This is a genomic window from Streptomyces albidoflavus, from assembly GCF_000719955.1.
Classification (GTDB): Bacteria; Actinomycetota; Actinomycetes; order Streptomycetales; family Streptomycetaceae; genus Streptomyces; species Streptomyces albidoflavus.
Genome location: NZ_JOII01000022.1, coordinates 94586 through 110152, shown reverse-complemented (window position 1 = coordinate 110152; position 15567 = coordinate 94586). Strand labels below are relative to the sequence as shown.

Below are 15567 nucleotides of genomic sequence, written 5' to 3'. Positions count from 1 at the left end.
GGCGTGTCGGCGCGACGGGTCCGCGCCGGAGGCGTTCCGTGGCAATAGATGTGATCAGCTCCATATACCGCCAAACGTGATCAAATCCCGGTGACTCCCGGAGGTACGCCCCATGTTCCACGACGGCGCAAGACGGCGTTCGGTCGCGCTCCTGACGACCGGAGTCCTCGCACTCCCGGCCGTCGCGGCGTGCGGCGCGTCCGAGGAAGGAAACGTTCCGGCAGCCGCCCAGGACCTCGCACCCACCCCCCGCGACCTGGTCGCCAACGGCTCCACCCTGACCTGGGCGATCGACGCCGTTCCGGGCACCCTCAACGCGTACCAGGCGGACGCCGACACCGGGACCACCCGGGTGACCGGCGCCGTCCTGCCGGCCCTGTTCACCCTGGACGACAAGGGCCGCCCGCAGGCCAACCCGGACTACCTGGAGTCCGCCGAGGTGGTCGAGCGCGAGCCGCGCCAGGTCGTCGTCTACCGGCTGAACCAGAAGGCCGTGTGGAGCGACGGCCGGGAGATCGGCGCCCCCGACTTCGCCGCCCAGTGGCGCGCCCTGCGCGGCAAGGACCCGGCGTACTGGACCGCCAGGAACGCCGGGTACGACCGGATCGCCAAGGTCGAGCGGGGCAAGGACGACCTGGAGGTGCAGGTCACCTTCGACAAGCCGTACGCGGAGTGGCGCAGCCTCTTCACGCCGCTGTACCCGAAGGACGTCATGGGCACCCCGGACTCCTTCAACGACAGCGCGCGCACCACCCTGAAGAACACCGCGGGCCCGTTCAGCCTGAAGAAGGTCGACCGGAAGTCGGGCGACATCACCCTCGTCCGCAACCCTCGCTGGTGGGGTGACCAGCCCAAACTCGACCAGCTGGTCTTCCGCAAGGTCGCCCCGAAGAACCGCACCAAGGCGCTCACCGCGGGCCGGGTCGACCTGGCGCAGGTCGCCCCGGGCGAGGCGGAGCGGATCTCGCTGGCCCGCCGCGACAAGGGCGCCAAGGGCCCGCTCGCCCACGGTCCCGGCGCCGGGCGCACCCCCGCGGACGCGCTGATGTCCTGGGCGGTCGCCCACGGCACCGAGCAGGAGGCGGCCGAGTCGGAGCAGCTGGCCCGCGAGCAGACCCGCGAGGCGGTCGTCGCGTACGCCGCCGAGCAGAAGTCCCTCGGCGCCTACGAGGTCCGCAAGGCCCTGGAGCCCTCCTTCACCCAGCTGGCGCTGAACGGCGCCGACGGCCCGCTCGCCGACGAGCGGGTGCGCCGGGCCGTGGCCCGCGCCCTGGACCGCAAGGAGCTGGCCGAGACGGTGCTGAAGCCGCTCGGCCTGCCCGCCCAGCCGGTCGGCAGCCACCTGGCACTGGCCGGGCAGGACGCCTACGAGGACGCCAGCGACGCGCTCGGCAGCCAGGACACCGCCGAGGCCCGCGCCCTGCTCGCCGAGGCGGGCTGGAAGCCGGGCCAGGGCGCGGCCCGGCCGAAGAACGCCGGGGCCTCCGGTGAGCCCGCCGAGGGGGCCGAGGGCGAGGAGGCCGTCGGGAACTCCGGGAACGAGGACCGGCCCGGTGACGACGGCGGCGAGTACATCGTCGGCGAGGACGACGGGAAGTCCGGCGGGCGCGGTGGCCCGATGCTGCCGGGCGCGGTCGCGGCGGGACAGGGCGCGGCCCTGTGGCGCCAGGCCGACGTGGTGGCCCGGCAGGACGGCGACGGCAAGACCGAGCAGGGGGCGCACGCCCAGCAGGGCGGCCCGCCCGGCGCGTACGCCCCCAAGGGCACGGCGGCGCCGAAGGAGTCGGAGAGTCCGGGGGCCGAGGGGGCGGCGGGGCCGCTGGCCAAGGACGGGCTGGCGCTGACGCTGCGGTTCGTGGTGCCCTCGGGGGCCGGGTCCGAGCAGTTGCGCGCGGTCGCCGACAAGATCGCGGAGCAGCTGGAGAAGATCGGGGTGACCACGGCGATGAAGAAGGTCCCCAGCTCGGGCTACTTCACCGACCACGTCGCCTCCGGCCAGTACGACATGGCGCTCTACTCCTGGCCGGGCACGGCCTACCCGGCGACCGACGGGCGCCCCATCCACGCCAAGCCGGTCCCGGCGGCGGACGGCTCGCTCAACGTCGCGCAGAACTACACCCGGGTCGGCACCGACCGGATCGACCAGCTCTTCGACCAGGCCGTCGGCGAGCTGGACGACGGCGCCCGCAAGAAGCTGATCAAGGAGGCGGACGCCCGTATCTGGGCGGTCGCCGGGGCCATCCCGCTCTACCAGCGCCCCGAGCTGGTCGCGGCCCGGCCGAGCGTCGCCAACGCCGGTGCCTTCGGCTTCGCGACCCCGCGCTACCAGGACATCGGCTTCCTGAAGAAGGGCGCCAAGCCCGGCAAGCAGGACCGCAAGCCCGGGTCCTGACCAGGACCCTCACGCGACCCGCACCTCAGAACTGGCTCAACTCCCTTGCCCGCCGGACCACCCGGCGGGCAAGGTCATGTCGATCCCTCGACCCCGTCGAGCTCTACGGATTCCCCCCACCCCACCCCGCCGGCCCGGATTCCCCAAGATCCGGGCCGGTGGCGTCGCGCCCCGGGGCGCGGACCGACCAGCGCCACCGCAGGACCGTGTCCCGCCACCGGCGTCGGGCCACGGACGTCTCTTCGCACACGTCACACGGGGGAACAGCATGTCCGAGGACCGCCGCACCACCGCCCCGCCCGGCCTGCGCCGGGCCCTCGTCGCCGCCGTGGCCACCTGCCTCGTGGTGGGCGCCGCCTCCTTCGCCGTCGGCCGCTCCACCGCACCGGAAACCGCTGCCGCCGAGGCCAAGCCCACGGCGCGGAACTCCGCCGCGCCCTGCCAGGGCGGTACCTACACCTGGTTCGGGGTGCGCGAGGAGCCGCTGCTCACCGGGGTGAGCCGCGCCTCGGAGAAGGGCGAGGAGACCCCGCTCGCCGCCGTGGCCCGGCCCCGGAAGGCCGTGGACGCGCCGCGCGGCGCCGGGGTCGACCCCCGCCGGACGCTCTACTCGCTGGCTCTGCACATCGGGGAGGCCGGGCTGGACGACGGGGAGGCCGGCCAGGAGGGCCTGGCCTTCGCCGACCCCGCGCTCCCGTACGCGCTGGACGGCGGGGGCGTCGAGGTCGACGGGGACGGGGTCGGCACCGTCGAATGGGCGCAGGTCACGAGCGTCACCGGGCAGTTCCGGCTGGAGTGCGGGGACGGCCGGACCGTCTACGGGCAGGCCGAGAGCTGGACCGTCGACGGGGCCGGCGTGCTGGACTGCCAGGAGCCCCTGACCGACGCGACGCCCACCGCTCGCGACGCCGCCCTGCTCGCCTGCGAGGGCGACGACCCCGCCAACACCGGAGGGAAGCCGAAGGCTTCCGAGGGTGACCGGAAGACGTCCTGAGCGCCTCGCCGGCGGTGCCGTCCGTGACCTGGTCGCGGTGGCGCCGTCGGCCCCCGGACGCCCTGTGTTCGGCCGGGGTTGTCCGCGCCCCGTACCATGGGACAAAGCCGTGGCGGGTCCGCCCGGCGGGCGTACGAAGGACGAGACGCCTGATTCCCCGATCCGAGAGAAGCGCTAGCCAGCATGCCCACGCGTCACGACATCCGTAACGTCGCCATCGTCGCCCACGTCGACCACGGCAAGACCACCCTGGTCGACGCCATGCTCAAGCAGGCGGGCGCCTTCGCCGCCCACCAGCTGGATTCGGTCGACGACCGGGTCATGGACTCCAACGACCTGGAGCGTGAGAAGGGCATCACGATCCTCGCCAAGAACACGGCGGTGAAGTACCACCCCAAGTCCGGCGGGGACCCGATCACGATCAACATCATCGACACCCCCGGCCACGCCGACTTCGGTGGCGAGGTCGAGCGCGGTCTCTCGATGGTCGACGCCGTGGTGCTCCTGGTGGACGCCTCCGAGGGCCCGCTCCCGCAGACCCGCTTCGTGCTCCGCAAGGCGCTCGCCGCCCGGATGCCGGTCATCCTCTGCATCAACAAGACGGACCGCCCGGACTCCCGCATCGACGAGGTCGTCAACGAGACGTACGACCTCTTCCTCGACCTGGACGCCGACGAGGACCAGATCGAGTTCCCGATCGTCTACGCCTGCGCCCGTGACGGCGTCGCCTCGCTGACCAAGCCGGAGGACGGCACCGTCCCGGCCGACAGCGACAGCTTGGAGCCGTTCTTCACCACCCTGCTGGAGACGGTCCCGGCCCCCCAGTACGACGAGGCCGCCCCGCTCCAGGCGCACGTCACCAACCTGGACGCCGACAACTTCCTCGGCCGTATCGCGCTGCTCCGCGTCGAGCAGGGCGAGCTGAAGAAGGGCCAGACGGTCGCCTGGATCAAGCGCGACGGCTCCATCTCCAGCGTCCGCATCTCCGAGCTGATGATGACCGAGGCGCTCACCCGCAAGCCGGCCGAGAAGGCGGGCCCCGGTGACATCTGCGCCGTCGCCGGCATCCCGGAGATCATGATCGGCGAGACGCTGGCCGACCCGGAGAACCCGGTCGCGCTGCCGCTCATCACGGTCGACGAGCCCGCGATCTCGATGACCGTCGGCACCAACACCTCGCCGCTGGTCGGCCGGGGCGGCACCGGCAAGGGCGCCGACAACAAGGCGGCCGTCAAGGACCGCAAGGTCACCGCCCGCCAGGTCAAGGACCGCCTGGAGCGCGAGCTGATCGGCAACGTCTCGCTCCGCGTCCTGGACACCGAGCGCCCCGACGCCTGGGAGGTGCAGGGCCGCGGTGAGCTGGCGCTGGCCATCCTGGTCGAGCAGATGCGCCGCGAGGGGTACGAGCTGACCGTCGGCAAGCCGCAGGTGGTCACCAAGGACGTGGACGGCAAGGTCCACGAGCCGATCGAGCGCATCACCATCGACGTGCCCGAGGAGCACATGGGCGCCGTCACGCAGCTCATGGGCACCCGCAAGGGCCGCATGGACAACATGTCGAACCACGGCTCCGGCTGGGTCCGCATGGAGTTCATCGTTCCCTCCCGCGGCCTCATCGGCTTCCGCACGGAGTTCCTCACCAACACCCGCGGCACCGGCATCGCCCACTCCATCCACGAGGGCCACGAGCCGTGGTTCGGCGAGCTGAAGACCCGCAACAACGGCTCGCTGGTCGCCGACCGCGCCGGCTCGGTCACCGCCTTCGCGATGACCAACCTGCAGGAGCGCGGCGTCCTCTTCGTCGAGCCCGGCACCGAGGTGTACGAGGGCATGATCGTCGGCGAGAACTCCCGCGCCGACGACATGGACGTCAACATCACCAAGGAGAAGAAGCTCACCAACATGCGCTCCTCCACCGCCGACGTCTCCGAGTCGCTGGTGCCGCCGCGCAAGCTCTCCCTGGAGCAGTCCCTGGAGTTCTGCCGCGACGACGAGTGCGTCGAGGTGACCCCGGAGTCCGTCCGCATCCGCAAGGTCAACCTGGACGCGCGCACCCGCGCCCGCGCCGCCTCCAAGGCCAAGCACGGCTGATCCGCGCCGCCGGCCCGACGGTGCCCGGCCCCGTACCCCCCCTCACGGGTGGTGCGGGGCCGGGCACCGGCCTTTTGGCGCTGCGGAGTTGACGGAAGTTGGCCGAACCGGATGCGCTCGGCGCCCGGGGGCTGAAAGATGCTCACAGCCCCTTTCCGCGGCGGTCCGGGAGGGGAGGCCGGGCAACCGGTTTTCGGGGGCGGAGTGTCCGGTATACGGACGGCCGCGCCCGATAGATGTGTAACGAGTCCGTTTCGCAACCATCTATCTCGGATCGGTTTGTCCGGATTTTGGAAGATGTGAGTGTCAGGTGTGATCGAACCGAGACCAAAAGGGTGTGGTCGGGCCGAACACCATGGCTAATAGTTGAGCGCGTAGAGCTCGGGTCAATGGGTCACGCGCTGTGGGGAGCGCCGACTCACGAGCACACTGGGGCACTCGATCTTCGCCGTCAGGGGTGTCGGCGGATCGTCCTGTGCCCTCTCTTGCAGTGAACAAGTGGACTCATGAGGAGGAACCCATGCGTGGTGCCAAGAGCGCCAAGTGGGTCGCGGGTGCGATAGTCGTCGCCCTGGCCGCGACCGCCTGCGGTGGCAACGACGACGGTGGCGACAAGCCGAAGGCGTCCGGCAAGCCCGCCGGCTACGTCTCGATCGACGTCGGCGAGCCGCAGAAGGCCCTGATCCCGGCCGACACCAACGAGAGCCTCGGCTCGTACGTCATCCAGTCGCTCTTCACCCAGCTCCTGGACTTCGACGCCGACGGCAACATCGTCTACACCAACGCCGAGTCGATCGAGACCAAGGACTCGAAGACCTGGACGGTGAAGCTGAAGAAGGGCTGGAAGTTCCACGACGGCACCCCCGTCACCTCCCAGTCCTACATCGATGCGTGGAACTGGTCCGCGAACATCGACAACAAGATGCAGAACGCGTTCTGGTTCGAGGACATCAAGGGCTACGAGGACGTCCACCCCGAGGGTGAGGGCGCCAAGGCGAAGGCCAAGGAGATGTCCGGCCTGAAGGCCGTGGACGACACCACCTTCACCATCGAGCTCGACAAGTCGGTCCCGTACTTCGAGTACAAGCTCGGCTACGCCACCTGGGCCCCGCTGCCCAAGGCCTTCTTCGACGACCCGAAGGCCTTCGGCCAGAAGCCCATCGGCAACGGTCCCTACTCCTTCGAGAAGTGGACCCACAAGAAGCTCATCCAGGTCAAGGCCAACGAGGACTACACCGGTCCGAACAAGGCCAAGAACAAGGGTGTGCAGTTCAAGAACTACGCCACCGTCGAGGCCGCCTACCAGGACGTCCTCTCCGGCAACCTGGACATGATCCGCCAGGTCGGCCCGAAGGACCTGCCGAAGTACAAGTCGGACCTCGGTGACGGCGCCGTCGAGCAGGAGTACGCGGCCGTCCAGTCGATCGTCCCCGCCTTCTACACCAAGCAGTGGAAGGACGTCGACCCCAAGGTCATGCAGGGCCTGTCGATGGCGATCGACCGCGAGACGATCACCAAGACCGTCCTGAACAACACCCGCAAGCCGGCGAAGAGCTTCACCCCGCCGCAGGTCAAGGGCAACCAGGACCTCGACACCGAGGTGTTCGACTACAACCCGGACGAGGCGAAGAAGCTCATCAAGGAAGGCGGTGGTGTGCCGGACAACAAGATCTTCATCCAGTACAACACCGACGGTGGGCACAAGGAGTGGGTGACCGCGGTCTGCGAGTCCATCCGCAACGCCACCGGGGTCGAGTGCCTCGGCGACGCCAAGCCTGACTTCGCCACCGACCTCGAGGCCCGCGACAACGACGAGGTCAAGTCGTTCTACCGCGGTGGCTGGGTCGCCGACTACCCGCTGAACGTCAACTTCATGCGTGAGCTGTACGGCACCACGGCCGAGGCGAACAACGGACGATTCTCCGACAAGGAGGTCGACGAGCTGTTCAAGAAGGGCGACAACGCCAAGACGCTGGAGGAGTCCATCAAGCTCTACCAGGAGGCCGAGAAGGTCCTGGTCGAGAAGATGCCCGCCATCCCGCTCTGGACGTACCAGATCAACGGTGGCCACGGCAAGGACGTCGACAACGTCAAGGTCGACTTCCACGGTGACTTCGAGGTCACCGAGGTCACGGTCAAGTAAGCGCGCCCACGGGCCAATTCCCCACTTCGGCCATCACCCCGGCACCGGGCCGCTGACCCGGCGCCGGGGGGACCGGGGGCCGTTCCCGCACAGGCGGGGACGGCCCCCGGCCCGCAGTTATCCACACGGAGGCACCCCATGGGGCGTTATGTCGCACGACGACTGCTCCAGATGATCCCGGTCTTCATCGGGTCAACCTTGCTGATCTTCCTGATGATGTTCGCGCTGCCCGGCGACCCCGTGAGAGCGCTGGCCGGAGAGCAGGCCGTCGACCAGGCACAGATCGCCGCGCTCAAGGCCGAACTCGGCCTCGACAGGCCGATCCTGGTGCAGTACGTCTCCTACATCGGGAACGTCTTCCAGGGCGACTTCGGCACGCAGATCGCGAGCCAGCGCCCCATCTCCGAGGTCATCCTCGACGCCTACCCGGTCACGATCCAGCTGGCGCTCTTCGCGTTCACCTTCATCGTGGTCGCCGGCATCCTGCTCGGCGTCATTGCCGGCCTGAAGCCCAACTCGATCCGCGACCGCGGCCTGCTCGGGCTCACCCTGCTGCTCATCGCCGTCCCGTCCTTCGTGACCGGTTACACGGCGCAGTTCGTCTTCTCGTTCAAGATGGGTCTGGTGCCGCCCAACGTCGGCCTCGAACCCTCCTGGAACGAGATGCTGATGCCCGCCATGGTGCTGGCCTCGCTCTCCCTCGCCTACGTCGCGCGGCTCACCCGGACCTCCATCGCGGAGAACCTGCGGGCCGACTACATGCGGACGGCGACCGCCAAGGGCCTGCCGAGGCGCCGGATCGTGGGCATCCACCTGATGCGCAACTCGCTCATCCCGGTGGTCACCTTCCTCGGCACCGACATCGGCTCCCTGATGGGCGGCGCGATCGTCACCGAGGGCATCTTCAACATCAAGGGCGTCGGCGGACTCATCTACGAAGCCCTGGGCCGCCGCGAGGGCGCGACCGTCGTCGGTGTCGTCACCATCATCGTGATCGTCTACCTCCTCGCCAGCCTGATCGTCGACCTGCTTTACGCGGTCCTGGACCCGAGGATCCGGTATGCCTGACAAGACCGCAGACATGGAAAAGAAGACCGAGGAGAAGGCCGTGATGCCTTCCTCCACCGAGGTCCCGCTGACGCTGGACGCCGGTCCCGCGCCCGGCAAGCCGCGTTCGCTCTGGTCGGACGCCTGGCACGACCTGCGGCGCAGCCCGCTCTTCGTGGTCTCCGCCCTGATGATCCTCTTCCTGATCGTCATGGCGATCTGGCCGGGGCTGTTCACCGGCGCCTCGCCTCGCGACTCGGACTTGAAGAACCACTTCCTCCAGCATCCGAACTGGACGCACTTCTTCCAGGCCGACTGGTTCGGCTACGACCTCCAGGGCCGCTCCATCTACGCCCGGGTGGTCCACGGGGCCCGCGCCTCGATCGCCGTCGGCGTCGTCGTCACCCTCGCGGTGACGATCATCGGCACCATCGTCGGCATGGTCGCCGGCTACTTCGGCGGCTGGGTGGACAGCCTGCTCTCCCGCCTCACCGACGTCTTCTTCGGTGTGCCGTTCATCGTCGGCGCCATGGTCATCCTGACCACCTTCGAGGAGCGCGCGGTCTGGGTGGTCATCCTGGCCCTGGCCTTCCTCGGCTGGACGCAGATCGCCCGTGTCGCCCGTGGCGCGGTGATCACGATCAAGCAGTCCGACTACGTGGTGGCGGCCCGGGCTCTGGGTGCCTCCACCAGCCGGATCATGTTCAAGCACATCCTGCCCAACGCCATGGCCCCGATCATCGTGGTCGCCACCATCGCGCTCGGTGGCTACATCGGTGCCGAGGCCACCCTCTCGTACCTCGGTATCGGCCTCGCCGAGCCGACGGTCTCGTGGGGTATCGACGTCGCCTCCGGCAAGGACCAGCTGCGTAACGCGCCGTTCGTCCTGATGATCCCGTCCGTCATGGTCGCGATCACGGTGCTGTCGTTCCTCATGTTCGGCGATGCGGTCCGCAACGCCCTCGATCCCAAGATGCGCTGAGGGAGGCGTACGTGACCACCACCGCCAAGACCGCGACGGTCCCCGGACCGCGAGCGGCCGCCGACTACGACGGCCACCTGCTCGAAGTCCGTGACCTGCACGTGGAGTTCCACACCCGGGACGGCGTCGCCAAGGCCGTCAACGGGGTCAACTACACCGTCGACGCCGGCGAGACCCTCGCCGTCCTCGGCGAGTCCGGCTCCGGCAAGTCCGTGACCGCCCAGGCCATCATGGGCATCCTCGACATGCCGCCCGGCCGCATCCCGCAGGGCGAGGTGCTCTTCCGCGGCCAGGACATGCTCACCATGGGCAAGGAGGAGCGGCGGAAGATCCGCGGCCAGAAGATCGCCATGATCTTCCAGGACGCGCTCTCCTCGCTCAACCCGGTGCTCTCCGTCGGCTACCAGCTCGGCGAGATGTTCCGCGTCCACCAGGGCCTCTCCAAGAAGGAGGCCAAGGCCAAGGCCATCGAGCTGATGGAGCGGGTGAAGATCCCCGCCGCCAAGGAGCGGGTCAACGACTACCCGCACCAGTTCTCCGGCGGTATGCGCATGGGGCTCATCCTCATCACCCACGACCTCGGTGTCGTCGCCGACGTCGCCGACAAGATCGCGGTGATGTACGCGGGCCGGATCGTCGAGACCGCCCCGGTCCACGAGCTGTACGCCCGCCCGGCGCACCCCTACACCCGGGGTCTGCTCGACTCCATCCCGCGCCTGGACCAGAAGGGCCAGGAGCTGTACGCGATCAAGGGCCTGCCGCCCAACCTGACGCGTATCCCCTCCGGCTGCGCCTTCAACCCGCGCTGCCCGATGGCGCAGGACATCTGCCGCACCGAGGTGCCCACCCTGGCCCCCGTCACCGAGCAGGACGGTACGGACCTGCCCGGCCGCGGCAGCGCCTGCCACTTCTGGAAGGAGACGATCCATGGCTGACCTGGCCAAGAACGAGCCGGCCGCCGAGGCCACCCCGAACGTCTCCGACGTGGACGTGGTCGCCGACCCCACCAAGGACGAGGCCATCGCGGCCATCACCGCCCCGGTGGAGCGCGGCGAGCCCATCCTCCAGGTGCGGAACCTGGTCAAGCACTTCCCGCTGACCCAGGGCATCCTCTTCAAGAAGCAGATCGGCGCGGTCAAGGCCGTCGACGGGATCTCCTTCGACCTGTACCAGGGCGAGACCCTCGGCATCGTCGGCGAGTCCGGCTGTGGCAAGTCCACCGTCGCCAAGCTGCTGATGACCCTGGAGACCGCCACCTCCGGTGAGGTCTTCTACAAGGGCACCGACATCACCAAGCTGTCGGGCCGGGCGCTGAAGGCGGTCCGCCGGAACATCCAGATGGTGTTCCAGGACCCCTACACCTCGCTCAACCCGCGCATGACGGTCGGCGACATCATCGGCGAGCCCTTCGAGATCCACCCCGAGGTGGCACCGAAGGGCGACCGCCGGCGCCGGGTGCAGGAACTGCTCGACGTGGTCGGGCTCAACCCGGAGTACATCAACCGGTACCCGCACCAGTTCTCCGGCGGTCAGCGCCAGCGCATCGGCATCGCCCGCGGCCTCGCGCTCAACCCGGAGATCATCGTTTGCGACGAGCCGGTCTCCGCGCTCGACGTGTCGGTGCAGGCGCAGGTCGTCAACCTGATGGAGAAGCTCCAGGACGAGTTCAACCTCTCCTACCTCTTCATCGCGCACGACCTCTCCATCGTGCGGCACATCTCCGACCGGGTCGGCGTGATGTACCTGGGCAAGATGGCCGAGATCGGCTCCGACGAGCAGATCTACGACCACCCCACCCACCCGTACACGCAGGCGCTGCTCTCCGCGGTGCCGGTGCCGGACCCCGCCTCCCGCGAGGGGCGCGAGCGGATCATCCTCACCGGGGACGTGCCCTCGCCGGCCAACCCGCCGTCGGGCTGCCGCTTCCGCACCCGCTGCTGGAAGGCCGAGGAGCGGTGCGCCACCGAGGAGCCGCTGCTGGCCGTGCCGCAGCGCTTCACCGGCAAGGACACCCCGGCCGCGCACGAGTCGGCGTGCCACTTCGCCGAGGAGAAGGACGTGGTCCACGCCGCCTGAGGCGGCGGACCAGGTCTCCTGGCAGAACCGAGGGGCGCCCCCGGCCGTATTACGCGGCCGGGGGCGCCCCTCGTCGTGCGCCGTCCGGGGGAGCCCGGACCGCCCGGCCTCCCCCGGACGGTCGCGGTGCGCGTGCGGTACGGGCGGGTTCGCGGTGGTATGGGGGCCGGAGTGCATCAGGCACGGGAACCCACAGGGAGGCACCTCATGCGCGGAGCCACACACGCCAGGTGGACCGCTGTCGCCGTCGCCGTCACGCTCGCCGCGACGGGGTGCGGCGGGGGCGGGAACGGGGGCGGTGGAGGAGACGGTTCCGGGATCGTGAGTTCCTCCTGGGGGGACCCGCAGAACCCGCTGGAGCCGGCCAACACCAACGAGGTCCAGGGCGGCAAGGTCCTCGACATGATCTTCCGGGGCCTCAAGCGGTACAACCCCAAGACCGGTGCCGCCGAGGACGCCCTCGCCGAGAAGATCGAGACCGACGACTCGGTCAACTACCGGATCACCGTCAAGGATGGCTGGACCTTCTCCAACGGCGAGAAGGTGACCGCCAAGTCCTTCGTCGACGCCTGGAACTACGGCGCCCACCTGGACAACAACCAGAAGAACGCCTACTTCTTCGGCTACATCGACGGCTACGACGAGGTGCACCCCGAGGAGGGCGACGCCACCGCGCGCACCCTCTCCGGGCTGAAGGTCACCGGCGAGCGCACCTTCACCGTCAAGCTCAACCAGAAGTTCTCCACCTGGCCCGAGACGCTCGGCTACGCCGCCTTCGCCCCGCTGCCCACCGCCTTCTTCGAGGACCACGACAGCTGGCTCGCCAAGCCGGTCGGCAACGGCCCCTACCAGGTGGACAACTACGCCAAGGGCTCCCAGATGTCCCTGCGGACCTGGAACGACTACCCGGGCGACGACAAGGCGCAGAACGGCGGCGTCGACCTCAAGGTCTACACCGACAACAACACCGCCTACACCGACCTGACCGCGGGCAACCTCGACCTGGTCGACGACATCCCGGCCAACCAGATCAAGAACGCCCAGAGCGACCTCGGCGACCGGTACCTCAACACCCCCGCCGGCATCATCCAGACCCTGTCGTTCCCCTTCTACGACAAGGAGTGGAACACCCCCGACGGCGCCAAGCTGCGGACCGGCATCTCCCGGGCGATCAACCGCGAGCAGATCACCAAGACCATCTTCCAGAACACCCGCACCCCGGCCACCGACTGGACCTCCCCGGTCCTCGGCGAGGACGGCGGATACAAGGCGGGGCTCTGCGGCGACGCCTGCGAGTACGACCCGGCGGAGGCCAAGCGGCTGGTCGAGGAGGGCGGCGGCATCCCCGGCGGCACCATGCGGCTCGGCTACAACGCCGACACCGGGAGCCACAAGGAGTGGGTCGACGCGGTCTGCAACAGCATCAACAACGCGCTGGGCCAGGACCGCGCCTGCGTCGGCGACCCCACCGGCACCTTCGCCGACTTCCGCAACAAGATCGGCGAGCGGAAGATGCCCGGCCCGTTCCGCGCCGGCTGGCAGATGGACTACCCGCTGATCCAGAACTTCCTCCAGCCGCTCTACTACACCGACGCCTCCTCCAACGACGGCGAGTGGTCCAACGAGAAGTTCGACAAGCTGGTCGACGACGCCAACGCCGAGTCGGACACGGCCAAGGCGGTGGAGAAGTTCCAGCAGGCCGAGGAGGTGCTGCGGGACGAGATGGGCGCCATCCCGCTCTGGTACCAGAACGGCAGCGCGGGCTACTCCGACCGCATCTCCAACGTCGAGCTGAACCCCTTCAGCGTCCCCGTCTACAACGAGATCAAGGTCGGCTGAGCCCCCCGCCCGGCCCGGCCGCCGCCCCGCGCGGCACCGGGCCGGGCGCCCCGTATCCGCCCGCCGCCCGATCCGAACCCGGAGCCGTCCATGGGACGTTATGTGATCCGGCGCCTGCTGCAGATGATCCCCGTCTTCATCGGCGCCACGCTGCTGATCTTCCTGATGGTCAACGTGATGGGCGACCCGGTCGCCGGACTCTGCGGCGACCGGCAGTGCGACCCCGCCACCGCCCAGCGGCTCCGCACCGACCTCGGCCTCGACAAGCCCGTGTGGCAGCAGTACCTGACGTACATGGGGAACGTCTTCACCGGGGACTTCGGGACGGCGTTCAACGGCCAGAAGGTCACCGAACTCATGGGCTCGGCCTTCCCCGTGACGATCCGGCTGACCATCGTGGCGATCGTCCTGGAGATCGTCATCGGGATCACCCTCGGCGTCGTCACCGGGCTGCGCCGCGGCCGGCCCGTCGACACCGGTGTCCTCATCCTCACCCTCGTGGTGATCTCCGTCCCCACCTTCGTCACCGGCCTGCTCGTGCAGCTGCTCCTCGGCGTCAAGTGGGGCTGGATCAAGCCGGCCGTCTCCTCCGAGGCCACCTTCGGCGAACTCTTCGTCCCCGGCCTCGTCCTCGCCTCGGTCTCGCTGGCGTACGTCACCCGGCTCACCCGGACCTCCATCGCCGAGAACCGGCGCGCCGACTACGTCCGTACCGCGATCGCCAAGGGGCTGCCCCGGCGCCGTGTCATCACCCGGCACCTGCTGCGCAACTCGCTGATCCCCGTCGTCACCTTCATCGGGACCGACATCGGGGCGCTGATGGGCGGCGCCATCGTGACCGAGCGGATCTTCAACATCCACGGCGTCGGCTTCCAGCTCTACCAGGGCATCCTGCGGCAGAACACGCAGACGGTGGTCGGCTTCGTCACCGTGCTGGTCCTGGTCTTCCTCGTCGCCAACCTCATCGTCGACCTCCTCTACGCCGTACTCGACCCGAGGATTCGCTATGCCTGACCCGCAGCAGCCGGGCCTCCCGGACGACAAGTCGGCCATCTCGGCGGCCGGGGCGGGCGCCGCCACCGACATGGCGATGAGCGAGGGCATCAGCCTGGAGGGACAGGACCCGCAGGGCGGCGGGCCCGACACCAAGCCCCGCTCCCTGTGGTCGGACGCCTGGCGCGACCTGCGCCGCAACCCGGTCTTCCTGATCTCCTCGCTGATCATCCTCTTCCTGGTGGTCATCTCGATCTGGCCCTCGCTGATCGCCTCCGGCAACCCGCTCTCCTGCGACCTGGCCAAGTCCCAGCAGGGCTCCCAGCCGGGCCACCCCTTCGGCTTCAACCAGCAGGGCTGCGACGTGTACACCCGTACCGTCTACGGCGCCCGCACCTCGGTGGCGGTCGGTGTCCTCGCCACCCTCGGTGTCGCCGTCCTCGGCAGCGTCCTCGGCGGGCTGGCCGGGTTCTTCGGCGGGGTCTGGGACGCGATCCTCTCCCGGGTCACCGACATGTTCTTCGCCATCCCGGTGGTCCTCGGCGGGCTCGTCCTGCTCTCCGTGGTCACCTCCACCACCATCTGGCCGGTCATCGGCTTCATGGTGCTGCTGGGCTGGCCGCAGATCTCCCGCATCGCCCGCGGCTCGGTCATCACCGCCAAGCAGAACGACTACGTGCAGGCGGCACGGGCCCTGGGCGCCTCCAACACCCGGATGCTGCTGCGCCACATCACCCCGAACGCCGTCGCCCCGGTCATCGTCGTCGCCACCATCGCGCTGGGGACGTACATCGCGCTGGAGGCGACGCTCTCCTTCCTCGGCGTCGGGCTCAGGCCGCCCACGGTCTCCTGGGGCATCGACATCTCGGACGCCTCCGCCAACGTCCGCAACGCCCCGCACATGCTGCTCTGGCCGGCCGGGGCGCTCGCCATCACCGTGCTGGCCTTCATCATGCTCGGCGACGCCGTCCGCGACGCCCTCGACCCCAAGCTGCGCTGAGGAGCTGCTG

At 69.4% G+C, this 15567-nt stretch carries 11 protein-coding genes; all 11 read left to right on the top strand.

Annotated elements, in window-relative coordinates:
• Nucleotides 1-112 precede the first annotated feature (112 nt).
• The 11 genes from IF45_RS0121540 to IF45_RS0121490 all read left to right on the top strand — a co-directional run bounded on the left by IF45_RS0121540 (nt 113) and on the right by IF45_RS0121490 (nt 15557).
• On the top strand, nt 113-2392 hold the full coding sequence (locus tag IF45_RS0121540; RefSeq protein ID WP_030308990.1) for an ABC transporter family substrate-binding protein: 2280 nt from the start codon (nt 113-115) through the stop codon (nt 2390-2392).
• A gap of 268 nt (nt 2393-2660) precedes the next feature.
• A complete protein-coding gene (locus IF45_RS0121535; protein WP_030308988.1) occupies nt 2661-3386 on the top strand; it encodes a hypothetical protein in 726 nt (241 codons plus the stop codon).
• Nucleotides 3387-3569: 183 nt separating this feature from the next.
• Complete coding sequence (typA, locus tag IF45_RS0121530) at nt 3570-5477, top strand: translational GTPase TypA (protein ID WP_003950643.1); 1908 nt, start codon at nt 3570-3572, stop codon at nt 5475-5477.
• A 520-nt stretch (nt 5478-5997) separates the two neighbouring features.
• Nucleotides 5998-7620 (top strand): peptide ABC transporter substrate-binding protein, encoded by a 1623-nt coding sequence (locus IF45_RS0121525; protein ID WP_018893640.1) that lies wholly within the window; start codon nt 5998-6000, stop codon nt 7618-7620.
• Nucleotides 7621-7758: 138 nt separating this feature from the next.
• Nucleotides 7759-8688, top strand: coding sequence for an ABC transporter permease (locus IF45_RS0121520; protein ID WP_030308986.1), 930 nt, complete (start codon nt 7759-7761; stop codon nt 8686-8688).
• Complete coding sequence (locus IF45_RS0121515) at nt 8681-9649, top strand: ABC transporter permease (RefSeq protein ID WP_030308981.1); 969 nt, start codon at nt 8681-8683, stop codon at nt 9647-9649. The genes IF45_RS0121520 and IF45_RS0121515 overlap by 8 nt, the downstream gene beginning before the upstream one ends.
• A gap of 11 nt (nt 9650-9660) precedes the next feature.
• Entirely contained in the window at nt 9661-10584 is a 924-nt protein-coding gene (locus tag IF45_RS0121510; RefSeq protein WP_030308979.1) for an ABC transporter ATP-binding protein, read from the top strand.
• Entirely contained in the window at nt 10577-11725 is a 1149-nt protein-coding gene (locus IF45_RS0121505; RefSeq protein WP_018469336.1) for an ABC transporter ATP-binding protein, read from the top strand. Before IF45_RS0121510 ends, IF45_RS0121505 begins: the two co-directional genes overlap by 8 nt.
• 207 nt (nt 11726-11932) lie before the next feature.
• Complete coding sequence (locus IF45_RS0121500; protein ID WP_003950649.1) at nt 11933-13564, top strand: peptide ABC transporter substrate-binding protein; 1632 nt, start codon at nt 11933-11935, stop codon at nt 13562-13564.
• A gap of 90 nt (nt 13565-13654) precedes the next feature.
• Nucleotides 13655-14578 (top strand): ABC transporter permease, encoded by a 924-nt coding sequence (locus IF45_RS0121495; RefSeq protein WP_003950650.1) that lies wholly within the window; start codon nt 13655-13657, stop codon nt 14576-14578.
• Nucleotides 14571-15557 (top strand): ABC transporter permease, encoded by a 987-nt coding sequence (locus IF45_RS0121490; RefSeq protein ID WP_003950651.1) that lies wholly within the window; start codon nt 14571-14573, stop codon nt 15555-15557. The genes IF45_RS0121495 and IF45_RS0121490 overlap by 8 nt, the downstream gene beginning before the upstream one ends.
• The last annotated feature ends 10 nt before the right edge of the window (nt 15558-15567 follow it).